25 protein-coding genes and 2 tRNA genes are annotated in these 25,904 nt (G+C 70.5%); 9 read left to right on the top strand and 18 right to left on the bottom strand.

Going from position 1 to position 25,904, the window contains the following annotated elements; translation table 11 throughout:
• Positions 1-23: 23 nt before the first annotated feature.
• The 3 genes from BLQ61_RS06325 to BLQ61_RS06315 all read right to left on the bottom strand — a co-directional run bounded on the left by BLQ61_RS06325 (position 24) and on the right by BLQ61_RS06315 (position 3,058).
• Complete coding sequence (locus tag BLQ61_RS06325; protein ID WP_091567972.1) at positions 24-1,010, bottom strand: ABC transporter ATP-binding protein; 987 nt, start codon at positions 1,008-1,010, stop codon at positions 24-26.
• Between the two features lie 236 nt (positions 1,011-1,246).
• Positions 1,247-2,089 carry an ABC transporter permease gene (locus tag BLQ61_RS06320; RefSeq protein WP_091567970.1) on the bottom strand — a complete coding sequence of 281 codons (843 nt, stop codon included), beginning with the start codon at positions 2,087-2,089 and terminating at the stop codon, positions 1,247-1,249.
• A gap of 3 nt (positions 2,090-2,092) precedes the next feature.
• Entirely contained in the window at positions 2,093-3,058 is a 966-nt protein-coding gene (locus BLQ61_RS06315) for an ABC transporter permease (RefSeq protein WP_091568600.1), read from the bottom strand.
• Between the two features lie 180 nt (positions 3,059-3,238).
• Between BLQ61_RS06315 and BLQ61_RS06310 the strand changes: the two genes are divergently transcribed.
• Complete coding sequence (locus BLQ61_RS06310) at positions 3,239-3,505, top strand: YfhL family 4Fe-4S dicluster ferredoxin (protein ID WP_091567967.1); 267 nt, start codon at positions 3,239-3,241, stop codon at positions 3,503-3,505.
• Positions 3,506-3,547: 42 nt separating this feature from the next.
• On the opposite strand, the gene pth is transcribed toward BLQ61_RS06310, so the two are convergent.
• The 7 genes from pth to BLQ61_RS06275 all read right to left on the bottom strand — a co-directional run bounded on the left by pth (position 3,548) and on the right by BLQ61_RS06275 (position 9,386).
• Positions 3,548-4,168 (bottom strand): aminoacyl-tRNA hydrolase, encoded by a 621-nt coding sequence (pth, locus tag BLQ61_RS06305; protein ID WP_091567963.1) that lies wholly within the window; start codon positions 4,166-4,168, stop codon positions 3,548-3,550.
• A 159-nt stretch (positions 4,169-4,327) separates the two neighbouring features.
• Positions 4,328-4,951 (bottom strand): 50S ribosomal protein L25/general stress protein Ctc, encoded by a 624-nt coding sequence (locus tag BLQ61_RS06300; RefSeq protein ID WP_091568599.1) that lies wholly within the window; start codon positions 4,949-4,951, stop codon positions 4,328-4,330.
• Between the two features lie 121 nt (positions 4,952-5,072).
• A complete protein-coding gene (locus tag BLQ61_RS06295) occupies positions 5,073-6,044 on the bottom strand; it encodes a ribose-phosphate pyrophosphokinase (protein ID WP_091567961.1) in 972 nt (323 codons plus the stop codon).
• Positions 6,045-6,100: 56 nt separating this feature from the next.
• Positions 6,101-6,177: transfer RNA gene (locus BLQ61_RS06290), tRNA-Gln, on the bottom strand.
• A gap of 39 nt (positions 6,178-6,216) precedes the next feature.
• Positions 6,217-7,068 (bottom strand): 4-(cytidine 5'-diphospho)-2-C-methyl-D-erythritol kinase, encoded by an 852-nt coding sequence (gene ispE / locus BLQ61_RS06285; protein ID WP_091567958.1) that lies wholly within the window; start codon positions 7,066-7,068, stop codon positions 6,217-6,219.
• A 30-nt stretch (positions 7,069-7,098) separates the two neighbouring features.
• Complete coding sequence (locus BLQ61_RS06280) at positions 7,099-7,599, bottom strand: outer membrane lipoprotein LolB (protein WP_342672229.1); 501 nt, start codon at positions 7,597-7,599, stop codon at positions 7,099-7,101.
• Positions 7,596-9,386 (bottom strand): tetratricopeptide repeat protein, encoded by a 1,791-nt coding sequence (locus BLQ61_RS06275; protein ID WP_091567953.1) that lies wholly within the window; start codon positions 9,384-9,386, stop codon positions 7,596-7,598. The genes BLQ61_RS06280 and BLQ61_RS06275 overlap by 4 nt, the downstream gene beginning before the upstream one ends.
• A gap of 71 nt (positions 9,387-9,457) precedes the next feature.
• On the opposite strand from BLQ61_RS06275, the gene mutM reads away from it, so the two are divergent.
• From mutM to mutY, 3 genes are all read left to right on the top strand, one after another.
• Positions 9,458-10,276 carry a bifunctional DNA-formamidopyrimidine glycosylase/DNA-(apurinic or apyrimidinic site) lyase gene (mutM, locus tag BLQ61_RS06270; RefSeq protein ID WP_091567949.1) on the top strand — a complete coding sequence of 273 codons (819 nt, stop codon included), beginning with the start codon at positions 9,458-9,460 and terminating at the stop codon, positions 10,274-10,276.
• Positions 10,277-10,340: 64 nt separating this feature from the next.
• Positions 10,341-12,329: a dynamin family protein gene (locus BLQ61_RS06265; RefSeq protein WP_091567946.1), complete on the top strand. Its 1,989-nt coding sequence runs from the start codon at positions 10,341-10,343 to the stop codon at positions 12,327-12,329.
• Positions 12,326-13,405 carry an A/G-specific adenine glycosylase gene (mutY, locus tag BLQ61_RS06260; protein WP_091567943.1) on the top strand — a complete coding sequence of 360 codons (1,080 nt, stop codon included), beginning with the start codon at positions 12,326-12,328 and terminating at the stop codon, positions 13,403-13,405. Before BLQ61_RS06265 ends, mutY begins: the two co-directional genes overlap by 4 nt.
• A gap of 121 nt (positions 13,406-13,526) precedes the next feature.
• Here the strand turns inward: mutY and rapZ are convergent, their stop codons facing one another.
• The 3 genes from rapZ to BLQ61_RS06245 are packed head-to-tail and all read right to left on the bottom strand — an operon-like array spanning position 13,527 to position 16,989.
• Complete coding sequence (gene rapZ, locus BLQ61_RS06255) at positions 13,527-14,390, bottom strand: RNase adapter RapZ (RefSeq protein ID WP_091568597.1); 864 nt, start codon at positions 14,388-14,390, stop codon at positions 13,527-13,529.
• An 11-nt stretch (positions 14,391-14,401) separates the two neighbouring features.
• Positions 14,402-16,090 (bottom strand): DNA repair protein RecN, encoded by a 1,689-nt coding sequence (gene recN, locus BLQ61_RS06250; RefSeq protein WP_091567940.1) that lies wholly within the window; start codon positions 16,088-16,090, stop codon positions 14,402-14,404.
• Between the two features lie 2 nt (positions 16,091-16,092).
• The gene (locus tag BLQ61_RS06245; protein WP_091567938.1) at positions 16,093-16,989 is read right to left on the bottom strand and encodes an NAD kinase; all 897 of its coding nucleotides are present in this window, start codon (positions 16,987-16,989) and stop codon (positions 16,093-16,095) included.
• 32 nt (positions 16,990-17,021) lie between these two features.
• Between BLQ61_RS06245 and hrcA the strand changes: the two genes are divergently transcribed.
• The 4 genes from hrcA (at position 17,022) to BLQ61_RS06225 (ending at position 20,040) form a co-directional block, all read left to right on the top strand.
• Positions 17,022-18,026 carry a heat-inducible transcriptional repressor HrcA gene (gene hrcA, locus BLQ61_RS06240; RefSeq protein ID WP_091567935.1) on the top strand — a complete coding sequence of 335 codons (1,005 nt, stop codon included), beginning with the start codon at positions 17,022-17,024 and terminating at the stop codon, positions 18,024-18,026.
• Between the two features lie 38 nt (positions 18,027-18,064).
• A tRNA-Ile gene (locus BLQ61_RS06235) sits at positions 18,065-18,141 on the top strand.
• A 158-nt stretch (positions 18,142-18,299) separates the two neighbouring features.
• Positions 18,300-19,574, top strand: coding sequence for an SPOR domain-containing protein (locus tag BLQ61_RS06230; protein ID WP_175488228.1), 1,275 nt, complete (start codon positions 18,300-18,302; stop codon positions 19,572-19,574).
• Between the two features lie 127 nt (positions 19,575-19,701).
• Positions 19,702-20,040: an I78 family peptidase inhibitor gene (locus tag BLQ61_RS06225; protein ID WP_091567931.1), complete on the top strand. Its 339-nt coding sequence runs from the start codon at positions 19,702-19,704 to the stop codon at positions 20,038-20,040.
• A 63-nt stretch (positions 20,041-20,103) separates the two neighbouring features.
• On the opposite strand, the gene hemW is transcribed toward BLQ61_RS06225, so the two are convergent.
• The 5 genes from hemW to BLQ61_RS06200 all read right to left on the bottom strand — a co-directional run bounded on the left by hemW (position 20,104) and on the right by BLQ61_RS06200 (position 24,886).
• Complete coding sequence (gene hemW / locus BLQ61_RS06220; protein WP_091567929.1) at positions 20,104-21,348, bottom strand: radical SAM family heme chaperone HemW; 1,245 nt, start codon at positions 21,346-21,348, stop codon at positions 20,104-20,106.
• A 78-nt stretch (positions 21,349-21,426) separates the two neighbouring features.
• Complete coding sequence (rdgB, locus tag BLQ61_RS06215; RefSeq protein ID WP_091567926.1) at positions 21,427-22,026, bottom strand: RdgB/HAM1 family non-canonical purine NTP pyrophosphatase; 600 nt, start codon at positions 22,024-22,026, stop codon at positions 21,427-21,429.
• A 63-nt stretch (positions 22,027-22,089) separates the two neighbouring features.
• Positions 22,090-22,818: a ribonuclease PH gene (rph, locus tag BLQ61_RS06210; RefSeq protein WP_091567923.1), complete on the bottom strand. Its 729-nt coding sequence runs from the start codon at positions 22,816-22,818 to the stop codon at positions 22,090-22,092.
• 158 nt (positions 22,819-22,976) lie between these two features.
• Positions 22,977-23,873 carry a PP2C family protein-serine/threonine phosphatase gene (locus BLQ61_RS06205; protein WP_091567920.1) on the bottom strand — a complete coding sequence of 299 codons (897 nt, stop codon included), beginning with the start codon at positions 23,871-23,873 and terminating at the stop codon, positions 22,977-22,979.
• Entirely contained in the window at positions 23,870-24,886 is a 1,017-nt protein-coding gene (locus tag BLQ61_RS06200; protein ID WP_091567917.1) for a serine/threonine protein kinase, read from the bottom strand. Before BLQ61_RS06200 ends, BLQ61_RS06205 begins: the two co-directional genes overlap by 4 nt.
• Before the next feature lie 83 nt (positions 24,887-24,969).
• Between BLQ61_RS06200 and BLQ61_RS06195 the strand changes: the two genes are divergently transcribed.
• Positions 24,970-25,878: a YicC/YloC family endoribonuclease gene (locus tag BLQ61_RS06195; RefSeq protein WP_091567915.1), complete on the top strand. Its 909-nt coding sequence runs from the start codon at positions 24,970-24,972 to the stop codon at positions 25,876-25,878.
• Positions 25,879-25,904: the final 26 nt, after the last annotated feature.

Below are 25,904 nucleotides of genomic sequence, written 5' to 3'. Positions count from 1 at the left end.
TGCAGCTATATAAAACATAGCAATCATGCCCCTTCCAGCCGGATGCAGCGCACCGTATGACCCGCCCCCAGCACCACCGGCGCGGGCAGGGCGTCGTGGCAGGCGTCGATCGTCAGCGGGCAGCGCCCGGCGAACGGGCAGCCTGGCGGCAGGTCGGCCAGCTCGGGCACGGTGCCGGCGATGGTCGGCAGGCGCTGCCCCGGCACGCGCGCCGCGCCCAGTTGCGGGCGCGCGGCGAACAGCCCGCGCGTGTACGGGTGCGCCAGCTGCGCGAACAGCGCCCCGGTCGGCCCCTGCTCGACCACCGTGCCGCCGTACATCACCAGCGTGCGCTGCACGCTGCGGGCGATCACCGCCAGGTCGTGCGAGATCAAGAGCAGCGCCATGCCGCGCTCGGCCACCAGTTCCTGGATCAGCTGCAGCACCTGCTGCTGCAGCGTCACGTCCAGGGCCGTGGTCGGCTCGTCGGCGATCAGCAGCTGCGGCCCGCAGGCCAGGGCCATGGCGATGGTGATGCGCTGGCACTGCCCGCCCGAGAACTGGTGCGGGTAGGCGTCCAGCCGCGCCGCGGCGCCGGCGATGCCCACGCGCTCGAGCAGCGCCACGCCTTCAGTGCGCGCCTGGCGCGCCGACAGGCCCTGGTGCAGGCGCAGCGGCTCGGCCACCTGGCGGCCGATGGTGTGCACTGGGTTCAGGGCCGTCATCGGCTCCTGGAACACCATGGCCATGCGGTTGCCGCGCAGGCCGCACCACTGCGCCTCCGGCAGCCCGACCAGCTCCTGCCCGTCCAGCCGGATGCTGCCGTGCACCTGAGCGCCGTCGGGCAGCAGGCCCATCAGCGCCAGCGCGGTGAGCGACTTACCGCTGCCCGATTCGCCGATCAGGCCCAGCGTATCGCCGCGCGCCAGCGTGAAGCCCACCCCGCGCACGGCCTGCACGCGGCCGCGCCGCGTGTCCAGCCCGACGCGCAGATCGCGCACTTCAAGCAAGGGAGGCTGCACCTTGTCCATGTCCCATTGTCATGTTCCGCATGCCATGCGTCGCGCGCTGAAAGCCCCAGGCCCACGCCACCTGCACGCTCCGCACTCGACCGCACCACGCACGTGCCACCCGCACGCCGCGCCCCTCCATACCAGCAGACGCCGTGGATCCGGCTTTGCCGGTCCACCAGCGTCGTCCCCCCTCCCGCCGCGCGCAGCGCGGCGAGAGAGGGGGGAAGCGGCGCAGCCGCGCAGGGGGGTATTCCTCATAACCTCGGATCCAGCACGTCGCGCAGCCCGTCGCCCAGCAGGTTCAGCCCCAGCACCGCCAGCGCGATCGCCACCCCCGGCCACACCGCCAGCAGCGGCGCCTGGAACATCAGCGTCTGCGCCTCGGCCAGCATGCGGCCCCAGGACGGCTGCGGCGGCTGCGTGCCCAGGCCCAGGTAGGACAGCGCGGCCTCGGCCAGCACCGCCAGGGCGAACTGGATCGTGGCCTGCACGATCAGCACCGAGGCGATGTTGGGCAGCACGTGCTCCAGCGTGATGCGCGCCGCGCCCTTGCCGCTGGCGCGCGCGGCCAGCACGTATTCGCGCGCCCACACCGCCTGCGCCGAGGCGCGCGTCAGCCGCGCGAACGTCGGCACGTAGAAGATGCCGATGGCAGCGATGGCATTCACCATGCCCGGCCCGTACACGGCGGTCAGCATGATGGCCAGCAGCAGCGCCGGAAAGGCGAAGGTGAAGTCCGCCACGCGCATCAGCAGCTCGTCCACCCAGCCGCCGCGCGCGGCCGCCAGAAGGCCCAGCAGCACGCCCAGCGACAGCCCGATGCCGACGGCGATCAGCCCGACGGCGATGGTGGCGCGCGCGCCCACCAGCAGCTGCGACGCCACGTCGCGGCCATAGGCGTCGGTGCCCAGCCAGTGCGCCGCACTGGGGGGCGCCAGCGTCGCGCCCAGGTCCATCTCGTAGGCCGGCCAGGGCGTCCAGACGAAGGACAGCAGCGCCGCGCCGACCAGTACCAGCGTCAGCAGCGCGCCCAGCGCCAGGCTGGGGTGGCGCAGCGCGCGCAGCAGGGCGGGGCGGTCGTGCAGGGTGGCGTCCATCGGTCAGCGCGCCGTGCGGCGCTGGATGCGCGGGTCGATGGTGGCGTTCAGTAGGTCCACGGCGAAGTTCACCAGCACCACCAGCGCCGCCAGCAGCATCACGCAGTTGCGCACCACCACCAGGTCGCGGTTGGCGATCGACTGGAAGATCAGCCGGCCCAGACCGGGCAGGTAAAAGACGTTTTCCACCACGATGGTGCCGGCCAGCAGGTTGGCGAACTGCAGGCCCATGACGGTGACGACCGGGATCAGCGCGTTCCTCAGCACGTGCTTCCACAGCGTGGCGCGGCGCGTGAGGCCCTTGGCGCGGGCGGTGCGCACGAAGTCCTCGCGCAGCACGTCCAGCACCGCCGAGCGGGTGACGCGCGCCAGGATCGCCCCCTGCACCACGGCCAGCGCCACGGCCGGCAGCAGCAGCGCCTGCAGCGCCGGCCAGAAGCCGCCCCCGGCGTCCTGGCTCCAGCCCGGAAAGCCGCCGGCGGAGAACCACTGCAGCTTCACCGAAAACAGCAGGATCAGCAGGATGGCGAACCAGAAGTTGGGAATGGCAATGCCCAGCTGCGCCAGCGCCATCACGCCCACGTCGCCCAGCCGGTTGTGCCGCGCGGCGGCGTACACCCCGGCGACCAGTGCCAGGACGGACGCCAGCAGCATGGCCAGCAGCGCCAGCGGCACGGTGAGCGCCAGACGCTCGCCGATCAGCCCGGCCACCGGCGTGCCATAGGCGTGGCTGGTGCCCAGGTCGCCGGTGAACAGGCCGCCCAGCCACTGGCCGTAGCGCTGCCACGCGGGTAGATGCAGGCCGAGCTGGCGCGTGAGTTCCGCCACCGCCTCGGGCGCGGCATCCGGACCCAGCAGCACCTGGGCGGCGTCGCCCGGCAAAACTTCCAGTACCAAGAACACCACGGCCGAGGCGGCCAGCAGCGTGGCCGCCAGCGAGGCAAGACGTTGGAGCAGGAACAGGGCCATGGAAACGAAGCGGCGCCACAACCGGCGCCGGACGGGCAGCATAGCGGCAAAAGCCGTGGGGGCGTACGGGTTGGCGCCGGCGCCGCCGCCAGGGCGGGGCGGATAATCCCGGCCCATGTCCGCCGTCATTCCCCGTATCGACCGCCGCGCGCCCAGCCGGCGCGGCCGCTGGAGCCTCCCATGGCGCTGATGATCACCGAGGAGTGCATCAACTGCGACGTGTGCGAGCCGCAGTGCCCGAACGAGGCGATCTCCATGGGCGCCGAGCACTACGACATCGACCCGTCGCGCTGCACCGAATGCGTCGGCCACTTCGACGAGCCGCAGTGCGTGGCGATCTGCCCGGTGGCCTGCATCCCGCAGCACCCGGCGCATGCCGAGAGCCGTGAAACGTTGCTGCAGAAGTTCAACCGCCTGACGCAAAAGTCCAAGGCCGAAACGGCCTGAAGCCCTTTGTTCGTCAGGGCCTCCAGCTATTGAAACAGGAGCTCAGGCAGGGCCCGGAGCAGCCGCCGGGCGCGGTGGCTTGGGCCGGGGCGGCTTCAGCGTGTTGACCTGCTGCACGGCCTTGTCCATGTCGCCGGACAGGATCGTGGGCAGCGCTTTGAGCACATGCCGGATGCTGTCCTCGATGCGCTCGCGCTCGGCCGGGGCGGGGCGCTTGAGCACCCAGTTCACCACCTCGGACTTGACGCCCGGGTGCCCGATGCCGATGCGCAGCCGCCAGTAGTCGGTGCCGCCCAGCTGGGCGTGGATGTCGCGCAGGCCGTTGTGCCCGCCGTGGCTGCCGCCCTGCTTGAGTTTGACCGTGCCGGGTTCGAAGTCCAGCTCGTCGTGCGCCACCAGCACCTCCTGCGGCGCGATCTTGAAAAAGCGCGCCAGCGCCGCCACCGACTTGCCCGACAGGTTCATGTAGGTCTGCGGCTGCAGCAGCCAGACGCTCTGGCCCTGTACGCTGGCGCGCGCCGCCAGGCCCCAGTAGCTGCGTTCGGGCACCAGCTGCACCTTCAGCTCGCGCGCCACCTCGTCGATCCACTGGAAGCCCGCGTTGTGCCGGGTGCCGTCGTATTCCGGCCCGGGATTGCCCAGGCCCACTAGCAGTCTGATCATGGGGCGATTATCCGGACAGCGGCACGGCTTGACGCTTCGCCGGCCAGAAACACCAACGGCCCGTGCAAACGCGGGCCGAAAAAAACAATGGCCCGCACAAGGCGGGCCATGGGCACACGGCGCTGCACGCAGGGCGCAGCGCCGTGATGAAGGCAGGAATTACTTCTTGCCCTTCTTGGCAGGAGCGGGTGCCGGTGCGGCAGCGGATGCGTCCACCACCACCTCGGGCAGCTTGATGGAGATCAGCGCCGGGTTCTTGTTCGAGCCACGCACCACGGCCTTCACGCCGTGCGGCAGCTTCAGCGACTGCACGCCCACAGTGGACTTGGCCGTCAGGTCGCTCAGGTCGACCTTGATGAACTCGGGCAGCTGCGAGGGCATGCACACCACGTCCAGCTCGTGCAGCACCGGGGTCACGGTGCAGCCTTCCTGCTTGACGGCGGGCGACTCTTCCACGCCTTCGAAGTGCAGCGGCACCTTCAGATGCACGCGGGTGCGCTCGTCCACGCGCTGGAAGTCCACGTGCAGCACCTGCTGCTTGAAGGGGTGGTACTGCACGTCGCGCAGCAGCACCTTGGCGGTTTGGCCATTCAGTTCCATGTCCAGGATGCTGGAGTGGAAGGCTTCCTTCTTCAGGGCGTGCCACAGGGCGTTGTGGTCCAGCTCGATCAGCTGGGGCTCGGCGCCTGCGCCGTAGACGATGCCCGGGGCGCGACCGGTGATGCGCAGGCGGCGGCTCGCACCCGTACCTTGCTTGGCGCGCTCAAAAGCGACGAATTGCATGATGTTCACTCCGATGGGGGACCGGCCGCGACCAGCGCGGTCCACTGTTGATAAAGGCCTCGGCCCGAAACATGGGACGAGGCCTGCAGGTTGCTCGGGAAGCAGTTGCCGGGGCCGGGTATCAGCCCTGCTCCTGCTCCGCGAACAGGCTCATGACCGACTCACCGGTGGCGATGCGCTGGATCGTCTCGGCGATCAGCGGCGCTACGGTCAGCTGGCGAATCTTGGGGCAGCCCTTGGCGGCGGCGCTCAAGGGAATGGTGTTGGTGACCACCACCTCGTCCAGGGCCGAGCCGCTGGCGATGCGCTCGATGGCCGGTCCCGAGAAGATGGGGTGCGTGCAGTAGGCGTAGACGTTCTTGGCGCCGCGCTCCTTGAGCACCTCGGCGGCTTTGACCAGCGTGCCGGCGGTGTCGATCATGTCGTCCATGATCACGCAGTTGCGGCCCTCGATCTCGCCGATCACGTGCATGACCTCGGAGACGTTGGCCTTCGGGCGGCGCTTGTCGATGATGGCCAGGTCGCAGCCCAGCTGCTTGGCCAGTGCGCGCGCACGCACCACGCCGCCCACGTCGGGGCTGACGACGATCAGGTCCTCGTACTGCTTTTGCACCAAGTCGCGCAGCAGCACCGGCGAGGCGTAGATGTTGTCCACCGGGATGTCGAAGAAGCCCTGGATCTGGTCGGCGTGCAGGTCCATCGTCAGCACGCGGTTGACGCCCACGGCCTGCAGCATGTTGGCCACGACCTTGGCCGTGATCGGCACGCGCGTGGAGCGCGGGCGGCGGTCCTGGCGGGCGTAGCCGAAGTAGGGGATGACGGCACTGATGCGCTCGGCCGAGGCGCGCTTGAGCGCGTCGACCATGATCAGCAACTCCATCAGGTTCTCGTTGGTCGGCTGGCAGGTGGACTGCACCACGAAAACCTCGCGGGCGCGCACGTTCTGCTTGATCTCGACGGTGACTTCGCCGTCGGAGAAGCGCCCCACGTCGATGGCCCCTAACCCGATGCCCAGATGACCCGCGATCTCGGTGGCCATTGCCGGATTGGCATTGCCCGTGAAAACCATGAAATCAGGGTGATTGGCTTGCATGAGCAACTCGGCTGTCGGCTGGCTGATGTCACGTCCCGTGCGGGACTGGAGAAATTTGGCAGGGGAGGAAGGACTCGAACCCTCGCATGCCGGAATCAAAATCCGGTGCCTTAACCAACTTGGCGACTCCCCTACACAGGTCGACCGGCGTGGCCAGCCAACCTTGTATCTTTCAATCCCGAACCCAGCCGGCAAGCGGATGAACTGCGAGACTCCTGCACATCCTGACTTGCCATGCTGCGGGCGCATCGAGCAAATCAACCGTCTGTGCAATCTGCGCAAACACCGCACTTCCGGAGCCGGTCATCCTGGGCCGCAATCCCTTAGACGCCAGCCACTGCAGGGCTTGGTCGACTTCGGGGCACAGGGCCTGGGCGACTGGCTGCAGATCGTTTCTTCCGAAACTGTTTGGTGCTGCAGCAAAGTCCGAGATTGTAGCACGCTCTGAATCACGCTTGAGCGAAGGGCTGGAAAAAATCGCTTTCGTATCCAGTCCGGCTTCGGGCTTGACCACCACGAAATGCTCGGCCTCCAGTGCGTGCTGCAACTCGAGAGGCCGGATTATGTCACCAATTCCCTCCACCCACGCCGAACCTGGGCACAAAAAAAACGGCACGTCGGCGCCCAGCGTCACGCCGATGGCCTGCAACTGCGCGCGCGTCAGGCCCAAGCCCCAGAGCCGGTTCAGCGCCAGCAGGGTGGTGGCCGCATCCGACGAGCCGCCGCCCATGCCGGCTTGTGCCGGCACATGCTTGTCCACGGCGATGTGCGCGCCCTGGGCGCAGCCGGTGGCGGCCTGCAGCGCACGCGCCGCGCGCAGGCACAGGTCATCCGCTGGAAGAGCAGGGCCCAGGTCCTCGCGCGACAACGCCGCGTCCGCGCGCAGCTCGAAGTGCAGCGTGTCGCACCAGTCGATCAGCATGAACACCGACTGCAGCAGGTGGTAGCCGTCGGCCCGGCGTCCGGTGATGTGCAGGAAACGGTTGAGCTTGGCCGGAGCCGGCACGTCGTGCAGGGCGCGCATGGTGCGAAGAAACAAGCTGTGGAAAAAGGGTCAGCGCTCGAGCACGATGCGTAGCGTGGCCTGCGGCGCGGGCTGCTGACGCGTAGCCACCAGCCGGCCATCGGCCAGGCGCGACAGGTCGGCCTGCCAGCCGGCGGATTGCACGGCCTCGCCGCGCAGCCAGGCGAACAGGGCCTCAATGGGCAGCTTGGCGCCGGTGAGCTCCTGCGCCAGTTGCGCCAGCGAACCTGATTCGCGCTGCTCGCTGCCCGTGGTCAGGCGCGCCAGCCCGGCCTGCCACTGCAGCTCGGCAAGGGTGCTGCCCAGCGGGCTGAACAGCTGCAGGCGACCGGTTTCGGGTGTCCCGGACAAGATGAAGGCCGCGCTGAACGACTGCGCCCCCTCCTGGTCCACCTGCAGCGCCAGCCGGCCGCTCCAGTGCTGCGCGGCTGCCGCCTCGCGCGCCTGGCGCGGGGGCTGGGCACAGCCAGCCAGCCAGATGCCGGCCATTGCCAGCAGCGCCAGCCGGCCGCGTTGCGCGGGTAGCGTCACGGCCTGGCTCCCAGGCGTTTGAGAGTGGCGCGGAGGGCCTCATTGTCCGGGCTCAGATCCAAAGCCTTGCGCCAGACCTCCAGGGCCTGAGAGCGCCGGCCGAGTGTCCACAGCACCTCGCCCAGGTGCGCGGCGATTTCCGCATCGGGCTGGATCTTGAAGGCTCGCTGCAGCAGCTCCAGCGCCTGCTGGCGCCGGCCCATGCGGAATTCGACCCAGCCCAGGCTATCGGTGATGAAGGGGTCGTCCGGCGACAGCTCCAGCGCGCGCGTGATGAGCTGGCGCGCTTCCTCCAGCCGCTCGCCGCGGTCGGCCAGCAGGTAGCCCAGGGCATTCAGGGCGTGGTGGTGCTGCGGCGAGCGCGCGATGATGCCGCGCAGCAGCCGTTCGGCCTCGGACAGCTGTCCGGCCTTTTCGGCCAGCATCGCCTGGTCGTAGGCCAAGTCGTCGTCCTGCGGCGCCATGGCCAGAGCCTTGCCGTGGATTTCGAGGGCCTGCCGGTAGTCGCCCGCGTCGCGCAGCAGCTGGGCCTCGGCCTGCCAGCGCAGGCGTTCCTCCTCGGGGGTCTTGGCCGGGGTGGCGCGGATCAGGCCGCGCGCCTGGCTGAGCTTGCCCTGGCGCGCCAGCAGCGATGCGCGCCGCAGCTGCACGCCCAGCAGGTCGGCGCCGGCGCCGATGCGCGCCAGCCAGCTTTCGGCCTGCGCCAGGTCGCCGCGCTTCTCGGCGATCTGCGCCAGTACCAGCCAGGCCTGCGCCAGCGCGCGTTCGCGCGCCTCGCTCTCGGGCGCGCCCTGCAGCAGCTCGACGAAACGCTCGGCGGCCTGCTGCGCGGCGTCCAGTTCGCCCGCCTGCAGCTTCAGCGACGCCTGCAGCAGCCAGGGCTCGGGCGCCTGCGGTTGCTCGCGCGTCAGCGCCTCGACCTGCGCCTGCGCTTCGTCCAGGCGCTGCGCCTCCAGCAGCACACGCGCGTAGGCCAGGCGCAGCTCGGGCAGCGGCGTGGCAGCGAAGTAAGGCTCGAGCAGCGCTTGCGCCTCGGGCGTGCCGTCTTCCATCAACTGCAGCGCCAGCGCGGCGGCGCCGTCGTCGGTATGGTCCAGCTCCAGGGCCGCGCGCGCCGCGGCCAGCGCACCCGGCGCGTCCTGCGCCGCCAGGCGCATGCGCCCGATGGTGGTCCAGGCCACCGAGCCCACCGCCGGGTGCCTGAGTTCCTCCTGCAGCGCCTGCTCGACCACACGCGCCGCGCTGGCTTTGTTGCTGACGCGCGCGTACAGCTGGGGCAGGGCGCGGATCGCGGAAATCTTGTTGCGCGTCGAGCCGCCGGATATTTCCCGCTTCAGCGGCCCGGCGCTCTCGTTCACCCGGTTGAGCGTGACCAATACGTACAGCAGGTAGCGGTTGGCGTCGCGCGACTGCGGGTAGGCCGCGTTCCAGGCGCGGATGGCGATCAGCGCCGACTCGGCCGAGCGGGACTGCAGCGCCAGTTCGCTGGCGCGGCGGTACAGACGCGGGTCGTTGCTGCGCCGCGCGGCGTCCAGCATCAGCGCGTAGCCGGTGGCCGGGTCGCCATTGCTGCTGGTCAGTTCGCTCATCAGCAGCTCATAGAACATCTCGGCCGACAGCGCCGCGTCACGGTCGCTGCCGACGGGCTCGGACTCTTCGACCTCCGGCAGTGTCGCCGGCGTGCCGTCCGGCGGCGGCACCGGCTGCGCGAAGGCGGTGGACAGGACGCAGCCGGCCAGCAGGCTGATGGCGGCCACAGTTCGCGGCGGGCGAAGGAGAAAGACCATCGACCCATAATAATCCAAGGTACACGGCCTTCCGGCCAGCCGATTTCCCGACATTTCCCCCGTTTCCCCACATGCCCGAACTGCCCGAAGTCGAGGTCACGCGCCGCAGCTTCGCGGCGGACATCCAAGGCGCCACGGTGCTGGCCGCCATCCCCGGCAAGCCGCTGCGCTGGCCGCTGGGCATCGCCCCCGAGGAGCTCGTCGGCCGGCGCGTGCAGGGCGTACGCCGGCGCGGCAAATATCTGCTGCTGCACCTGGACCGGGGCCTGCTGCTGATGCACCTGGGCATGTCCGGCAGCCTGCGCTTTGCGCGCACCCTGCCGCCTGCCGGCACGCACGACCATTTCGACCTGGTGACCAACCTCGGCACGCTGCGCCTGCACGACCCGCGCCGCTTCGGCGCCGTGGTCTGGGCGGCGGGCGAGGACGACGCGCGCGCCGCGAAGCTGCTGGGCAATCTGGGCATGGAGCCGCTGGACGAGGCGGCGTTCGACCTGGGCGTCTTCCTGGCCGGGCTGCGCGCCAGCCGCATGCCGGTCAAGCAGCTGCTGCTGGCTGGCCGCCTGGTGGTGGGTGTGGGCAACATCTACGCCAGCGAGGCGCTGTTTCTGGCAGGCATCCGCCCGACCACGCCGGCGGCGGCCATCGGGCCGGTGCGCGCGCGCCGGCTGCACGCGGCCATCCGCCAGGTGCTGCAGCGCTCGGTGGACCGCGGCGGCACCACGCTGCGCGATTTTTCCAGCGCCGACGGCAGCGCCGGGCACTTCCAGACCGAGACGCGCGTCTATGGCCGCGAGGGCCAGCCCTGCGGCGACTGCGGCACGCCCATCCGCCAGCTGCGCCAGGGCCAGCGCAGCACCTTCTACTGCCCGCGCTGCCAGCGCGCGTGAGGGCCGCCAGGGGCGGGTGCTATATTGGCCCGGCCCCCGCAACCGCCCCTTTTTCCGCAGCGCCGTGATCCCTTCCTTCAACGAGCAGTTCGACCAGCACGGCGCCTGGCGGCGCGCGTTCGCGCAGCAGCTGCGACAGCTGGGCCAGTGGATGTCGGCACACGAGCTGACCAGCGCGGCGCTGCAGGACCGGCTGCAGCACCTGGAGGAGCAGGTGCGGCGCGACAAGGTGATGGTGGCCTTCGTCGCCGAGTTCTCGCGCGGCAAGTCCGAGCTGATCAACGCCATCTTCTTCGCCGGCTACGGCCGGCGCATCATGCCGGCCAGCGCCGGGCGCACCACCATGTGCCCGACCGAGTTGGGCTACGACACGGGAACGGCGCCCGGCCTGCGCCTGCTGCCCATCGAGACGCGCCTGCAGTCGCCCGGCTTGGCCGAGTGGCGGCTGCGGCCCGAGCGCTGGACCCAGGTGCCACTGGACATGGACGACGCCACGCAGATGGCCGGCGCGCTGGAGAAGGTCGCGCAGGTGCGCCGCGTGCCGGTGGAGGAGGCACGCGCACTGGGTTTCTGGAACGACGAGACGCCGGAAGACAACCCGGTGGCCGGCGCCGACGGCCTGGTCGAGGTGCCGATGTGGCGCCACGCGCTCATCAACATCCCGCACCCGCTGCTGGCCCAGGGGCTGGTGATCCTGGACACCCCGGGCCTGAACGCCGTGGGCGCCGAGCCCGAGCTGACCATCAACCTGATCCCGCAGGCGCACGCGGTGCTGTTCATCCTGGGCGCCGACACCGGCGTGACCCGCTCGGACTTGGCGATCTGGCGCGATCACCTGGGCGACGCCGCCGATGCGCAGGACACGCGTTTGGTGGTGCTGAACAAGATCGACACGCTGTGGGATTCGCTGAGCTCGCCCACGCAGGTGCAGGCGCAGCTGGAGCGCCAGTGCCAGACCTCGGCGCAGATGCTGGGCCTGCCGCTGTCGCGGGTGGTGCCGGTGTCGGCGCACAAGGGCCTGGTGGCCAAGATCCAGTGCGACGACGTGCTGCTGGAGGCCAGCGGCCTGCCGGCGCTGGAGGAAGCGCTGGCCGAGGGCATCGTCGCCCGGCGCCAGGCGATCCTGCGCGCCACCGTCTCGGCCAACATGCGCGCGCTGCAGGAACAGGTGCAGCGCACGCTGAACGTGCGCCGCCGCGATCTGGACGAGCAGATGCTGGAGCTGCGCAGCCTGCGCGGCAAGAACGCCTCGGTGATCGAGGCCATGCGCCAGCGCATCGGGCACGAGCAACAGGAGTTCGATGCCAGCGCCGCGCGCATCCAGGCCGTGCGCAGCGTGCACCTGCGCATGCTGCGCGAGCTGTTTCGCCAGCTGGGGGCGCGCGCACTCAAGGACGAGCTGGCGCCGCTGGAGCGCGTGCTGGGCGGGACCGGGCTGAAGACCGGGCTGCGCAAGGTCTATGCCGAGACGTTTGCGCGCGTCGGCGCGGTGCTGCAGGCGGCGCAGGCCAAGGGCGCGGAGATGCAGTCCATGCTGGCCGGCACCTTCCGTCAGCTGAACGCGGAATACGGCTTTTCGCTGCAGGTGCCGCCCGAGCCCGGACTGCAGGGCCTGATGCAGGAACTGCAGGACATCGAGCAGCGCCACCTGCAGTACATCGGCCTGGGCAACACCCTGCGCCTGACCCAGGCCGAGTTCTGCCAGCGCCTGCTGCGCGCCCTGGGGCTGCGCCTGCGCACGGTGTTCGAAGATGCGGCCAACGAGCTGGAACAGTGGAGCAAGGCCGCCACGGCGCAGCTGGACATGCAGCTGCGCGAGCGCAAGCAAAGCTTCGCGCGGCGCACCGAGGCGGTGCAGCGCATCCAGACGGCTGCCGACAGCCTGGTGCAGCGTATTGCCGAGATCGAGGAGTCCGCACGCCACTTGGACGACCTGCAGGCGCGGCTGGCGCAGATGATCGACAAGCTGATGCAGATGCCCGGCGGCGCCCCGGTGCCGGCGCAGGTGCTGGACATCGACCTGACCGAGCCGCTGCCGCACACCACCCCATGAGCGCACCGCCGCCAGACATTGCCACGCGCGTGGTGCGCTGGCAGCAGGCGCACGGGCGCCACCACCTGCCGTGGCAGAACACGCGCGACCCGTACCGCGTCTGGCTGTCCGAAATCATGCTGCAGCAGACCCAGGTGGCGACGGTGCTGGGCTACTACGAACGCTTCCTGCAGCGCTTTCCCGACGTACAGGCGCTGGCCGCCGCGCCGCTGGACGATGTGCTGGGGCTGTGGAGCGGCCTGGGCTACTACAGCCGTGCGCGCAACCTGCACCGCTGCGCGCAGGTGGTGGTGGGTGAATACGGCGGTGCCTTTCCGCAGAGCGTGGAGCAGTTGGCAGCACTGCCCGGCATCGGCCGCTCCACCGCCGGCGCCATCGCCGCCTTCTGCTTCGGCGTGCGCGCGCCCATCCTGGACGCCAACGTGCGCCGCGTGCTGACGCGCGTGCTCGGCTTTGACGGTGACCTGGCGCGCCCGGCGCAGGAGCGCCTGCTGTGGCAGCAGGCCGAGGCGCTGCTGCCACAGGACGATCTGCACGAGACCATGCCGCGCTACACGCAGGGAATGATGGATCTGGGCGCCGGCATCTGCCTGCCGCGCCGCCCGGCCTGCCTGCTGTGCCCGCTGCACGATCCCTGCGTGGCCCGGCGCGAGGGCGAGCCCGAGCGCTACCCGGTGCGCACGCGCAACCTGCGGCGCAGCGTCCAGGACTGGTGGCTGCTGCTACAGCGTGACGGCGCTGGCCGGGTGTGGCTGCAGCGCCGCCCGGGCGCCGGCATCTGGGCCGGGCTGTATGCGCCGCCGATCCACGACAGCCGCGCGGCGCTGGAGGCGGGGTTGGGCGGTGCCGTCGCGCTGCAGGAACTGCCGCCCTTCGTGCATGTGCTGACGCACCGCGACCTGCATCTGCATCCGCTGCTGCTGGATGGCGCCACGCCGGCGGCGCCGCAGGTGGCGGAGGGGGAGGGCGGCGCGTGGTTCACGCCGCAGCAGTGGCGCGCGCTGGGCCTGCCCGCGCCGATCAGAAAGCTGCTGGAGCAGCTGCACGCAAGCCCGGGTACTCGCACGCCCGGATAGGGCCCGGACATCTGTTTCAGGCCTGGGTTTCAAGGTTTTTAGGCCTCTAGCCCTTATGAATAAAGGGCATGCAGCTATATAAAAAGTAGCAAATTGCGGCCGGTCGAGGCCACGCTGGGCGTCAGCCCGTGTCCAGCTCACGGTGGCGCAGCAGCGTGTTCCATTGCTCGGCGAAGCGCTGTGCCAGCTGCTCGACCAGGTACACCGAACGGTGCTGCCCACCGGTGCAGCCAATGGCCACCGTGACGTAACTCCGGTGGTTGCACGCCATGGCCGGCAGCCAGTGGTCCAGGAAGCGGGCGATGTCCTCCAGCATCTGCGTTGCCTCGGGCTGCTGGCGCAGGTACTCGGCCACCGGTGCGTCGCGGCCGGTCAGCGGGCGCAAGAGGGGCTCGTAATGCGGGTTGGGCAGCATGCGCACGTCGAAGACATAGTCCGCATCCAGCGGCACGCCGCGCTTGAAGGCGAACGACTGGAACACCAGGTTCAGCCGGTCGGGTGGCACCGGGAGCAGGCTTTTCACGTAGCTCAAGAGCTGCGCCGGGCGCAGCGTGCTGGTGTCGATGACGTGCGAGCGCTCGCGCAGTTGGGCCAGCAGCTCGCGCTCCAGCGCGATGGTCTGCGCCAGCGCGCGCTGGCCGTCCAGCAGCGCCTTGCTGGACAGCGGGTGGCGCCGGCGCGTTTCGGAAAAGCGCCGCACCAGCGTGTCGTCGGACGCATCCAGGAACAGCAGCCGCACCAGCACGCCGTCGCGCTGCAGCTGCTGCAGCTGCTGCGGCACCAGCGGCAGCGCGGTGGCGCTGCGCACGTCCATGGCCACGGCCACGCGCCGGCCGTGGTGCGCGTGCTCCAGCGCCAGGAAGGCGCCCAGCAGTTCGGGCGGCAGGTTGTCCACACAGTAATAGCCGGCATCCTCCAGCGCGTGCAGCGCCACCGACTTGCCCGATCCCGACATGCCGGTGATGACCATGACCTCCAGCTGCATGCGCCGCTCTGTCACGGTGCGCTCCGGGTGCCGGCCGCGCCCTGGTGCAGCATCTCGCGCGCGTGCGCCAGCGTGGCGGCCGACTGCTGCTGGCCGCCCAGCATGCGCGCCAGCTCGGCCACGCGCTCGTCGCCGTCGGCCGGCTGTACGCTGCTGGTGGTCTCGCGCGTGCCCTTGCGCTTGGCCACCACCAGATGGTGGTCGGCGCAGGCGGCGACCTGCGGCAGGTGGGTGACGGCCAGCACCTGGCGCGCGCGGCCCAGCTGCTGCATCAGACGGCCGACGGTCTCGGCCACGGCGCCGCCGACGCCCGAATCCACCTCGTCGAAGATCAGCGTCGGCGCCTCGCCCAGCTCGCTGGTGGTCACCGAGATCGCCAGCGCGATGCGCGACAGCTCGCCGCCCGAGGCCACGCGGCCGATGGGCCGGGCCGTCATGCCGGGGTGGCTGCTGACCAGGAAGGCTACCTGGTCGGTGCCGTGCGGGCCGGGCTCGGCCGCGTCCAGCGCCACCTCGAAGCGCCCGCCGGTCATGCCCAGGCCCTGCATGGCCTGGGTGATGGCGCCGGCCAGCTTCGGCGCGGCCTGGGCGCGCTGGCGGCTCAGCGCGCGCGCGGCCTGCTGGTAGGCGCCGGCGTGGCGCTGCTCGGCGGCTTCCAGCGCCTGCAGGTCGGCGGCGTCGTCCAGGCGGCGCAGCTCGTCCTTCCAGCCGGCCAGCAGCTGCGGCAGCTCCTCGGGCGTGCGCCGGTAGCGGCGCGCCAGCTGCAGCCACAGCGCCACGCGCGCGTCCAGTTCGGCCAGCTGCTCGGGGTCGGGCTCGGCATGGCGCAGGTAGGCCTGCAGCGAACGCAGCACGTCGCCGGCCTGGGCGATGCACGAGGCCAGCTCGTCGTGCATGTCGCGGAAATCGTCCTGGATGTGCGCGTATTCCTGCAGCAGCTCCTGGGCCTGCGTCAGCGCGCTCACGGCGCCGCCGCCCTCGTCGCCGCCCTCCAGCTGCAGGGCCGCGCCGTGGGCGCTGTCGATCAGGGCCTGGGCGTTGGCCAGGCGCGCGTGCCGGGCATTCAGCTCGTCCCATTCGCCCTCGCGCGGCGCCAGCTTGTCCAGCTCGCCGATCTGCCACTGCAGGCGCTCGCGCTCCTGCGCCAGGGTGCTCTGCGCCTCGCGCGCGTGCGCCAGGGCCTTCTGCGCGTCGCGCCAGGCGTGCCACAGCGGCACGAGTGTCTGCGGCTGGGTGCCGGCGTAGGCATCGAGCAGGGCGCGCACGGCGTCGGGCCGGGTCAGGCTCTGCCAGGCGTGCTGGCCGTGGATGTCCAGCAGGTACACGCCCAGGGCGCGCATCTGCGCGGCGGTGGCGGGCGTGCCGTTGATCCAGGCGCGGCTCCTGCCCTGCAGGTCGACGGTGCGGCGCAGCAGCAGGGTTTCCTGCGGCTCGATGCCGGCTTCTTCCAGCCAGTCGGCCACGACCTGGGCGCTGCCGGCGCTGTCCGGGTCGAACTCGGCGCTGATGTCGGTGCGCTGCGCGCCCTCGCGCACCACGCCGCTGTCGGCGCGCGCCCCCAGCAGCAGCTGCAGCGCGTCGATCAGAATGGATTTGCCGGCGCCGGTCTCGCCGGTCAGCACGGTGAAGCCGTCGTGCAGGTCGAGCTCGAGCGCGCGCACGATGACGAAGTCCGAGAGCGCGATACGCCTCAAGGCCATGGTCAGGAACCTCCCTCGTTCCAGCGCAGCTTCTTGCGCAAGGTCGCAAAGTAGCTCCAGCCGCGCGGATGCAGAAAACACACGCGGTGCGCCGAGCGGCGCACCAGGATGCGGTCGCCGTGCTGCAGCGAAGCCAGCGACTGCATGTCGAAATTGGCGCTGATGTCGCGCCCGGCCACCACCTCGATGGCCACCTCGGATTCGTCGGACAGCACGATGGGCCGGTTGGACAAAGTGTGCGGTGCGATCGGCACCAGCACCCAGCCGGGGATCGACGGGTGCAGCATCGGCCCGCCGGCCGACAGCGCATAGGCGGTGGAGCCGGTGGGCGAGGCGACGATCAGACCGTCGGCGCGCTGGTTGGCCACGAACACGCCATCGACCTCGATGCGCAGCTCGACCATGCCGGAGGTCGAGCCGCGATTGACCACCACGTCGTTCAGCGCCAGCGCCTCAAACACGCACTCGCCACCGCGCAGCACGCAGCCGTGCATCAGCGGGCGCACGTCCTCCTCGTACTCGCCGTGCAGGATGGGCAGCAACGCATCCTGGTAGCTGTCCAGCGGCACGTCGGTGATGAAGCCCAGCCGGCCCTGGTTGATGCCGACCAGCGGCGTGCCGTAGGCCGCCAGGCGCCGGCCCACGCCCAGCATGGTGCCGTCGCCACCCACCACCAGGCACAGGTCGCACTGCCGGCCGACGTCGTCCAGGTCCAGCACCGGGTAATCGCTGAGTTCCAGATGGGCCGCGGTCTCGGCTTCCAGCGCCAGCTCGCAGCCCTGCTCGATGACGAAGCGCGCGATGCAGTCGATGACCTCGCGTGAGCCCTCGACGGCCGGTGGCGCGGCGGGGCGCTGGTACTTGCCGATGACTGCGACGCGGCGAAAGATAGGCTTCATTTGGTCGGAAATTACATCACTAAAATGATGTGATGCTGGATGACCGTGCCAAGGTGTTGCTCAAAGCGCTGGTGGAGCGCTACATCGCCGATGGTCAGCCGATCGGCTCGCGCACGCTGTCGCGCGCCTCGGGGCTGGACCTGTCGCCGGCGACCATCCGCAACGTCATGGCCGACTTGGAGGAGCTGGGACTGATCGCCAGCCCGCACACTTCGGCTGGGCGCATTCCCACGGCCAAGGGCTACCGGCTGTTCGTGGACACCATGCTCACCGTACAAAAGGGCGAGCTGCCGACGCTGCAGCTGGTACCCGAGCAGCCGCAGAAGGTGATCGCCAACGCCGCGCACCTGCTGTCCAGCCTCTCGCAGTTCGTCGGCGTGGTCATGGCGCCGCGCCGGGCCTCGGTGTTCCGGCACATCGAGTTCCTGCGCCTGTCCGAGCGGCGCCTGCTGGTCATCATCGTCTCGCCCGACGGCGACGTGCAGAACCGCGTCATCTTCACCGACGTGGACCACGATCAGTCGCAGCTGGTCGAGGCAGCCAACTTCCTGAACACGCACTACGCCGGCCTGGCCATGGACCAAGTGCGCGAACGCCTGAAGGGCGAGGTCGAGCAGCTGCGCGGCGAGGTGGCCACCTTGATGCAGGCGGCGGTAAACGCCGGCACCGAGGCCCTGAGTCAGTCGCAGGAGGAGGTGGTGTTCTCCGGCGAGCGCAACCTGCTGTCGGTGAGCGACTTTTCCAGCGACATGGACCACCTGCGCCGCGCCTTCGAGCTGTTCGAGCAGAAGACGCAGATCCTGCGGCTGCTGGACATCTCCAGCCGCGCCGAGGGCGTACGCATCTTCATCGGCGGCGAGAGCCAGGTGGTGCCGTTCGAGGAGCTGTCGGTGGTCAGCGCGCCCTACGAGGTGGACGGCCAGGTGGTCGGCACGCTGGGCGTGATCGGGCCGACGCGCATGGCCTACGACCGCATGATCCAGATCGTGGACATCACCTCCAAGCTGGTCTCCAACGCCCTGAGCCACCGCCGCTGAGCCCCTACAATGGCGCCCGCCGCTCGCGCGGTACCTCGGGGGCGTTAGCTCAGTTGGTCAGAGCAGGGGACTCATAATCCCTTGGTCGCTGGTTCGAGCCCAGCACGCCCTACCAGGTCGACCAAGCACTCAGGCCAGTTCTTCGGGACTGGCCTTTTTGTTTTTCGCCAGCGTGGCGGCTCTGGGCGGCGTTTCCCATGGCGCTCGGCCGGTGTGCGGCGGACACGCCACAGCGCCGGCGCGCCCCGGAAACTGCATGCCAGAATGCCCCGCATGAGCACCGTTCCCCTGCTCCCCGTGCCCGACGCCGCCCTCACGCCGGCGGCGCCGGCGCACCTGGGCGAGGCACTGTATCGCGCTGCTTTGGGGCGCATCAACACGGGTCACTATCTGGCGGCTTTCGAGCGTTTCGATGCCACCGAGCGCATGCTGCCGGGCTGGAACTGGGCAGCCGCACTGTGCACGCTGGGCTGGATGGTGTTTCGGCGCCTGTGGGTGCCGCTGGCGGTGTACCTGGCCGGGGTGACGGCGCTGGGGCTGGGGCTGGCGGCGCTGGTGCGGCTGGGCAGTGCGCTGCCGACCGCCGTGCTGGCCGGCTTGGCCTTGGCCTGCGCGCTGCTGGTGTACGCGCTGCCCGGGCTGTATGGCGATGCGCTGCTGCACGGCCAGCTGCGCCAGCGCATCAGCGCTGCAGTGGCTGCGGCGCCCACCATCCGCGGGGCATTAATGCAGCTGGAGCGGCGCGCGCCGTCGCTGCCCTGGCTGGCGTCGGTGGCGCTGGCGCTGGCCGCAGCCGCGCTGTTGTCGGCCATGGCGCTGTGGTGGCTGGCGGCAGGGCAGGCGCTGCCCGGGCAGGCCATGGCACGGCAACCGACCGTGGCGGAGCAGGCAGCTCACATTTCCGTGCCAGCGCCGGACGCCCAGCCGCCCGAAGCGGCGCCCGGCGCGCAGGCGCCCGACCCCTCTGGCGGCGAGAGCGCACGGATACCGCAGTCCGCACCGGTGCCGGCCGCCGCAGCCAGTGAACCGCAGCCGCCCGAGTCGCCGGCCGCAGCGCCCGCGCAGCCTGGCACCGCGCCAGCATCGGTGGCACAAGATCCGGCCACGCCGCCGGCGGTGGTTTCCACGCTCGCCAGCACCACTGGCGAACCGGAGGCAGCCGTGCCGGCGCCCACCAGATCGCCATCCACGCCGCCGGCCAGCGTCGCAAGCACCCCACCTGTGCCCAGTGCGCCTGCCAGACCGGTCGCCAAGGTCCGGCGCAGCGCGCCGCCGGCCGCTGCGCCGGAAGCGCCGCTGTCCGATTCGCGCCGGCTGTACGTCAACGTTGGCCTGTTCGCCGAGGACGCCAACGCCCGCCGCGCGCACGCGCGGCTGCTGGCGCAGAGCCTGCCCTCGACGCTGCGCACCGTGACGGCCGCCGATGGCCGCCGGCTGCAGCGTGTGCGCGTCGGCCCCTTCGCCTCGGCGGCCGAGGCCAACGCCGCGGCGGCCCGGGTGCGCGCGCTGGGGCTGGACGCCGCGGCCGCCGCACGGCAGGCCGACTGACCGGCGGCGCTGGAGCCTGGCCCGGTTACCGCTGGTCACTGCGCAGGCGCGGCTGCGCGCTTATGGTGCTGGCCTTCTTTCTTTCTTCCTCTCGATTCAAACCAGGCAAAGGATGTCAGACATGGGTATGCGTTGGATGCAGCTGATGGGTGGCGCGGCGCTGGTGGCGCTGGCCGGGTGCTCGTCGATCGGCCTGCCGGGGGGTGGCAGCACAGCGCCGGCCGCGCCGCCACCGATCGGCGCCAGCACGGCGCCCAAGGGCGGCACCTGCAATGCCCAGGCGGCCCAGTGGGCGGTGGGCCAGAGCGCCACCGCCAAGGTGGTCGAGCAGGCGCGCGTGCGTGCCGGCGCGCGCATGGCGCGCACGCTGCGGCCGGACCAGCCGGCAACGCTGGAATTCAACGCCGAGCGTCTGAACCTGCAGCTGGATGCCGGCGGCAAGGTGACCGCTGCGCGCTGCGGCTGATGCGCCGCGCGGGCGCCGGCCAGGGCGTGCAGACGGCCATGGCCTGGCGCGGCGCCGCCCGGATCAGTCGGGCAGGAACAGCGCCTGCAGGTCGCTCAGGAAGTCGAAGCCGCGCTCCGTCGGGCGCACCTGTTCCATGTCGCGCTCGATCAACCCCTGCGCCTCGGCCTGCTGCAAGCCGCGCGCGATGGCGGTGACGGCCAGGCCGGTGCGCGCGCTGAAGTCGGCCAGCGCGAAGCCTTCCTTCAGGCGCAGCGCGTTCAGCATGAACTCGAACGGCAGGTCGGCGCGACGCACATCCTCGTCCTGGGCGATGGCCTGGCCGGCCAGGGCCTGCGCCATGTAGCGCTGCGGGTCGCGAAAGCGCACCTGGCGCACGATGCGGTGCGCGAAGCTGAGCTTGCTGTGCGCGCCGGCGCCGATGCCCAGATAGTCGCCGAACTGCCAGTAGTTGCGGTTGTGCACGCAGGCGTGGCCGGGACGGGCGTAGGCCGAGACTTCGTAGCGCTGCATGCCGGCGCCGGCGGTGGCCTCGGTGATCGCGTCCAGCATGGCGTAGGCGTCGTCGTCCTCGGGCAGCCCGGCGGGCGGGTGCTTGGCGAAGAAGGTGTTGGGCTCGATCGTCAGGTGGTACACCGACAGGTGCGGCGGTGCGAACGCCAGCGCCGTGGCCACGTCCTGGCGCAGCTGCGCCAGCGTCTGGCCGGGCAGGGCGTACATCAGGTCCAGGTTGAAGGTGTCGAAGGCGCCGGCCGCCTCCTGCACCGCGGCCAGCGCCTGGGCGCGGTCGTGCACGCGGCCCAGCGCGGCCAGGTGCGTGTCGTTGAAGCTCTGCACGCCGATAGACAGGCGGGTGACGCCGGCGCTGCGGTAGGCGGCAAAGCGCTCGCGCTCGAAAGTGCCGGGGTTGGCCTCCAGCGTGATCTCGCAGCCCGGCTCCAGCGGCAGGCGCGCGCGCAGGGCGGCCAGCAGCCGGTCGACGTCCTCGGGCGGCAGCAGGCTGGGCGTGCCGCCGCCGATGAAGACGCTGTGCACGGTGCGGCCCCAGATCAGGGGCAGCGCCGCCTCCAGGTCGGCCACCAGCGCGTCCAGGTAGCGCGCGTGCGGCAGCTGCTCGACACCGCCGCGCGCCTCGTGCGAATTGAAGTCGCAGTACGGGCACTTGCGCAGGCACCACGGGATGTGCACGTACAGCGACAGCGGCGGCAGGCTGGTCAGCTGCAGCAGGCCGGGGCGCAGGTAGTGCAGCGCGTCGCGCGCCGGTGCGGCGGCCTCGGGCGCGGGATGGATCGGGGGCAGGGCAGGCATGCGGCCGTTGGGAGATTGGGGGTGTTTTCGGGCTCCAGCCCATGTTTCATATGGGCTTGCAGCTCACTTTTTTGATGGTCAGAGCCAGCGCTCGCGCATCAGCTCCAGCATCTGGCGCGAGGCGCGGCCGCGATGGCTCAGGGCGTTCTTCTCCTCGGCGGGCAGCTCGGCAAAAGTGCGGCCGAGCTCGGGCAGCAGCATCACCGGGTCAAAGCCGAAGCCGCCGTCGCCGCGTGGCGCGCGCGCGATCTCGCCGGCCACGCGGCCCACAGCGATCAGCGGCTCGGGGTCGCCCGGGCTGCGCACCGCCACCAGAGTGCTGACCATGGCGGCACGCCGGTCATCGACGCCCTGCATCTGCTCGAGCAGCGCACGCACGTTGTTGGCGTCGCCCTTGTCGTAGCCGAAGCGCGTGGCGTAGTGGGCAGTCTGCACACCGGGCTGGCCGCCGAAGGCATGCACGCACAGGCCGGCGTCGTCGGCCAGCGCCGGCAGGCCGGTGTGGGCGGCGGCGAAGCGCGCTTTGGCCAGCGCGTTCTCGACGAAGGTGTCGAACGGCTCCTCGGCCTCGCCCACGCCCAGCTCACCCTGGGCGATGAGCTGCACACCCAGCGGGGCGAACATCTGCTGCAGTTCGGCGAGCTTGCCGCGGTTGTTGGAGGCCAAGACCAGTTGCATGGGAGAAAAACTGATTTTTTGAATAAAAAATACCTCGAGCCCTTATAAAGAAAGGGCCTTCAGCTATGTTGTTGATAGCGCGAGGCGCTGCAGCGCGATCAGCTCGGCGATGCCGCCCTCGGCCAGCGCCAGCAGCGCGTCCAGCTCGCGGCGCGAGAACGCCGCCCCTTCGGCTGTGCCCTGCACCTCGACGTAGTGTCCGGCGCCGGTCATCACCACATTCATGTCGGTGTCGCATTGCACGTCCTCGGCGTAGTCCAGGTCCAGCAGCGGCGTGCCCTGCACCATGCCCACCGACACCGCCGCCACCGCGCCGGTCAACGGCGAGACGGTCAGCTTGCCTGTCGTCTGCAGGTGGGTGACGGCGTCGTGCGCCGCCACCCAGGCGCCGGTGATGGCCGCGGTGCGCGTGCCGCCGTCGGCCTGCAGCACGTCGCAGTCCAGGTGGATGGTGCGCTCCCCCAGCGCCTGCAGGTCGAACACCGCGCGCAGGCTGCGCCCGATCAGGCGCTGGATTTCCTGCGTGCGCCCGCTTTGCTTGCCGCGCGCGGCCTCGCGGTCGCTGCGCCGGTGCGTGGCGCGCGGCAGCATGCCGTATTCGGCCGTCACCCAGCCGCCGCCGCTGCCGCGCCGGTGCGGCGGCACTTTTTCCTCGACCGAGGCCGTGCACAGCACCCGCGTCTGGCCGAACTCGACCAGCACCGAGCCCTCGGCGTGCAGGGTGTAGCCGCGCGTCAGGCGCACCGGGCGCAACTGGTGGGCGGCGCGCTGGCCGCTGCGTTCCCATGTCATTCCAGAAATCCTTTCAAGCCGCAGACGTGGCGACATCGTGCTCATCCAGGTGCGCCTTCAATCAGCCGCCGCTGCGCCTGCAGCCGCCATGCGGCGCAGCGCTTCGGGGACATGGCAGCGTTCCGCCTCGGGCGCACGGCGCCTCAGGGGGAGGTCCATCATTTCTTCGCGGACCGCCGGATGGCCGCATTGATCTCGGCGATCGAGCGCTCGATGGCGGCGTCGTCCAGGTCGTCGGCCCAGCCGTCCAGCGGCTCGTGCTGGATGGTGGAGGCGAAATGTTCGACACCGAAATCCTCGGTGGAGATGCCCTGGGTCGACTGGAAGGCGTCGGGCGTCTCCCATTCCATGGCCACGGCGGTGACGTTGTCGCTGGCGGCGCCGGCGCGGCGCAGCGCGTCCTCGACCAGCTCGGGCACTGCCTGCGATACCGGCAGGTGCGACAGCTGGCGGGCGATGGTGGCCTCGTCCAGCGCGCTCCACAGTCCGTCCGAGCACAGCAGCAGCCGGTCGCCCTGCTGCAGCGGCACGGGCGCCGAGATGTCGAACAGCGGCTTGGCGGGAGAGCCCAGGCAGGTGAACAGCACGTTGCGGTTTACGTGCTCGATGCCGGGAATGGCGGCGTTGCGCAGCTCCAGGTAGGAATGGTCGCGCGTGCGCTGCAGCACCTCGCCGCCACGCACCAGGTACAGGCGCGAATCGCCGCAGTGCACCCAGCGCGCGCAGCCGTCCTGCACCACGGCGATGACCAGGGTGGTGCGCGGCGCGTCCAGCAGGGCGTGCTGGGCGCTGTAGCGCAGGATCTGCTCGTGCGCCGCCTGCAGCGCGGCGGGCAGGAAATCCTCGACGCTGGCCAGCGCCGGCCGGGCCTGGGCCTGGAACAGGCTGGATACGCCCTGGATGGCGATCTGCGCGGCCACCTCGCCCTGCGGATGCCCGCCCATGCCGTCGGCCAGCACAAACAGGCAGGCCTGGCGCGTGTAGCAATAGCCCATGCGGTCCTCATTCTTCTCGCGCCCGCCGCGGCGGCTGATCTGGAAGACGGAGAACTTCATTTGGGCCGTCCGACGACGCCCGTGGCCTCGCTGGCCTTGTGCAGGCTTTTCCTCGTGTCGGACACCAGGGTGTCGAGCTGTAGGCGCATCTTCTCGGCCAGGCTCAGCTGGGTGTAGCGGCGCTCGCCCTCGCGCGAGAGCTCCTTTTGCAGCGCGAACACCGACTGCGGGCGCGTCAGCGGGTCCAGCGCCATGCACCACTCGACGATCTCGATCAGGTTGTCCGAGTAGATGCCGCGCAGCTTGGCCAGGGCGCCGGTCAGGCGGTCCTTTTCCTGGCGCTGCGGCGCCTCGGGTGGCGGAAAGCCCTGCATGCAGGCGTAGATGCAGGCGCCGATGGCGTAGATATCGGTCCACGGGCCAAGCTGCCCGTCGCGGCGGTACATCTCGGGCGCGGCGAAGCCGGGGGTGTACATCGGGCGGATGAAGTTGCCCTCCTTGGACAGCACCTCGCGCGCGGCGCCGAAGTCGATGAGCACGGCCTTGTCGTCGTCGGTGATGAAGACGTTGGCCGGCTTGATGTCCAGGTGCAGCATCTTGTGCTGGTGCACGATGCGCAGACCGCGCAGCACCTCGTCGAACAGCGAGCGGATGGTGGACTCGCGGAACACCTTCTGCGCCTTCTGGTCGCGCGCGGTGACGATGAAGTCCTGCAGGGTGGCGCCCTCCAGGTAGTTCATCACCATGTACACGGTCTCGTTCTCGCGGAAGAAGTTCAGCACGCTGACCACCGAGGCGTGCGAGATCTGCGCCAGCGAGCGGCCTTCCTCGAAGAAGCTCTTGAGGCCCAGACGGTACAGCGAGAGCTTTTCGGGCGGCACCCTGGGCAGCAGCTCGCCGGCTTCGCGCGTGGCCAGCGAGGCCGGGATGTATTCCTTGATGGCCACCTGCTGGCCTTCGCTGTCCAGCGCCAGATAGACGACGCCGAAACCGCCGGCGGCCAGCCTGCGCGCCACGCGGTAGCCACCGATGAGGGTGCCGGGGGGCAGGGGAGCGGGTTTGGCTTTTGACATGGGGCTGGAGCGATGAACACGAGGCGGCGGCGCAAACGCCGGATAATCGCCGGTTCACCAGCCACCACCCAATAAAAAGTCCCATGGCAGTCTACAGCATGACCGGCTACGCCAGCGCCCAGTGCGAGGTGCCTGGCGCCATGGCCGCGGCCCCCACCGGCGCGCGCCGGCTGGGCCTGGAACTGCGCTCGGTCAACAGCCGTTTCCTGGACCTCACCCTGCGCCTGTCCGACGAGCTGCGCGCGCATGAGCCGGCGCTGCGCGCCCTGCTCACCGCCGGCTTGAAGCGCGGCAAGGTCGAGCTGCGCGCCTATGTCGATCAGGCCGATGGCGCCGGCCTGGCGCAGCCGCCCGAGGCGCTGCTGCAGCGCCTGGCGCAGGTGCAGGACGCGGTGCGTGTCCATCTGCCGCAGGCGGCGCCGCTGTCGGTGGCCGATGCGCTGCGCCTGGCCGCCAGTGGCAGCGCGCAGCAGCAGGACCTGGGCCCGCAGCTGCTGGAGCTGGCGCGCCAGGCGCTGCAGGAGCTGCGCGCCGCGCGCGAGCGCGAGGGCGCGCGCCTGGTGGCCACGCTGCACGAGCGGCTGCAGGGCCTACGCACCCTGGCGCAGCAGGCCGCGCCGCTGATCCCGGCGCTGGTCGAGCAGCAGCGCCAGCGCTTCATGGAACGCTGGCGCGAGGCGATGCAGCTGGCCGAGGGCGCGGCCGTGCCCGAGGCCGCGCAGGAGCGCGCCCTGAGCGAGGCCACGGCGTTCGCCATCCGCATCGACGTGGCCGAGGAGCTGACGCGACTGGCGGCACACGTGGAAGAAATCGCGCGGCTGCTGGACCAGGGCGGCGAGGTCGGCAAGCGCCTGGACTTCCTGATCCAGGAGCTGCACCGCGAGGCCAATACCCTCGGCTCGAAGTCGGCGACCATGGAGCTCACGCGCATCGGCGTGGACATGAAGGTGCTGATCGAGCAAATGCGCGAGCAGGTGCAAAACCTCGAATGATCCTGTTTTGATAGCTAGAACCCGGC

This window comes from Oryzisolibacter propanilivorax (assembly GCF_900103645.1).
Lineage (GTDB): Bacteria > Pseudomonadota > Gammaproteobacteria > Burkholderiales > Burkholderiaceae_C > Melaminivora > Melaminivora propanilivorax.
Note: the sequence above shows the minus strand (reverse complement) of the source record. Positions and strands in the feature narration are given on the sequence as shown.

What these genes read in the sequence shown, in the direction of transcription:
- BLQ61_RS06320 (WP_091567970.1), bottom strand. Translation starts at nt 2,089, where the DNA reads ATGGACGCCACCCTGCACGACCGCCCCGCCCTGCTGCGCGCGCTGCGC.
- mutM (WP_091567949.1), top strand. Translation starts at nt 9,458, where the DNA reads ATGCCCGAACTGCCCGAAGTCGAGGTCACGCGCCGCAGCTTCGCGGCG.
- rdgB (WP_091567926.1), bottom strand. Translation starts at nt 22,026, where the DNA reads ATGCAACTGGTCTTGGCCTCCAACAACCGCGGCAAGCTCGCCGAACTG.
- pth (WP_091567963.1), bottom strand. Translation starts at nt 4,168, where the DNA reads ATGATCAGACTGCTAGTGGGCCTGGGCAATCCCGGGCCGGAATACGAC.
- BLQ61_RS06195 (WP_091567915.1), top strand. Translation starts at nt 24,970, where the DNA reads ATGGCAGTCTACAGCATGACCGGCTACGCCAGCGCCCAGTGCGAGGTG.
- ispE (WP_091567958.1), bottom strand. Translation starts at nt 7,068, where the DNA reads ATGCGCGCCCTGCACGACGTGCCGGCTCCGGCCAAGCTCAACCGTTTC.
- BLQ61_RS06275 (WP_091567953.1), bottom strand. Translation starts at nt 9,386, where the DNA reads ATGGTCTTTCTCCTTCGCCCGCCGCGAACTGTGGCCGCCATCAGCCTG.
- mutY (WP_091567943.1), top strand. Translation starts at nt 12,326, where the DNA reads ATGAGCGCACCGCCGCCAGACATTGCCACGCGCGTGGTGCGCTGGCAG.
- rapZ (WP_091568597.1), bottom strand. Translation starts at nt 14,390, where the DNA reads ATGCAGCTGGAGGTCATGGTCATCACCGGCATGTCGGGATCGGGCAAG.
- BLQ61_RS06205 (WP_091567920.1), bottom strand. Translation starts at nt 23,873, where the DNA reads ATGAAGTTCTCCGTCTTCCAGATCAGCCGCCGCGGCGGGCGCGAGAAG.
- BLQ61_RS06225 (WP_091567931.1), top strand. Translation starts at nt 19,702, where the DNA reads ATGCGTTGGATGCAGCTGATGGGTGGCGCGGCGCTGGTGGCGCTGGCC.
- BLQ61_RS06245 (WP_091567938.1), bottom strand. Translation starts at nt 16,989, where the DNA reads ATGAAGCCTATCTTTCGCCGCGTCGCAGTCATCGGCAAGTACCAGCGC.
- BLQ61_RS06310 (WP_091567967.1), top strand. Translation starts at nt 3,239, where the DNA reads ATGGCGCTGATGATCACCGAGGAGTGCATCAACTGCGACGTGTGCGAG.
- BLQ61_RS06295 (WP_091567961.1), bottom strand. Translation starts at nt 6,044, where the DNA reads ATGCAAGCCAATCACCCTGATTTCATGGTTTTCACGGGCAATGCCAAT.
- recN (WP_091567940.1), bottom strand. Translation starts at nt 16,090, where the DNA reads ATGGCCTTGAGGCGTATCGCGCTCTCGGACTTCGTCATCGTGCGCGCG.
- hemW (WP_091567929.1), bottom strand. Translation starts at nt 21,348, where the DNA reads ATGCCTGCCCTGCCCCCGATCCATCCCGCGCCCGAGGCCGCCGCACCG.
- BLQ61_RS06315 (WP_091568600.1), bottom strand. Translation starts at nt 3,058, where the DNA reads ATGGCCCTGTTCCTGCTCCAACGTCTTGCCTCGCTGGCGGCCACGCTG.
- BLQ61_RS06200 (WP_091567917.1), bottom strand. Translation starts at nt 24,886, where the DNA reads ATGTCAAAAGCCAAACCCGCTCCCCTGCCCCCCGGCACCCTCATCGGT.
- hrcA (WP_091567935.1), top strand. Translation starts at nt 17,022, where the DNA reads ATGCTGGATGACCGTGCCAAGGTGTTGCTCAAAGCGCTGGTGGAGCGC.
- rph (WP_091567923.1), bottom strand. Translation starts at nt 22,818, where the DNA reads ATGACATGGGAACGCAGCGGCCAGCGCGCCGCCCACCAGTTGCGCCCG.
- BLQ61_RS06325 (WP_091567972.1), bottom strand. Translation starts at nt 1,010, where the DNA reads ATGGACAAGGTGCAGCCTCCCTTGCTTGAAGTGCGCGATCTGCGCGTC.
- BLQ61_RS06230 (WP_175488228.1), top strand. Translation starts at nt 18,300, where the DNA reads ATGAGCACCGTTCCCCTGCTCCCCGTGCCCGACGCCGCCCTCACGCCG.
- BLQ61_RS06300 (WP_091568599.1), bottom strand. Translation starts at nt 4,951, where the DNA reads ATGCAATTCGTCGCTTTTGAGCGCGCCAAGCAAGGTACGGGTGCGAGC.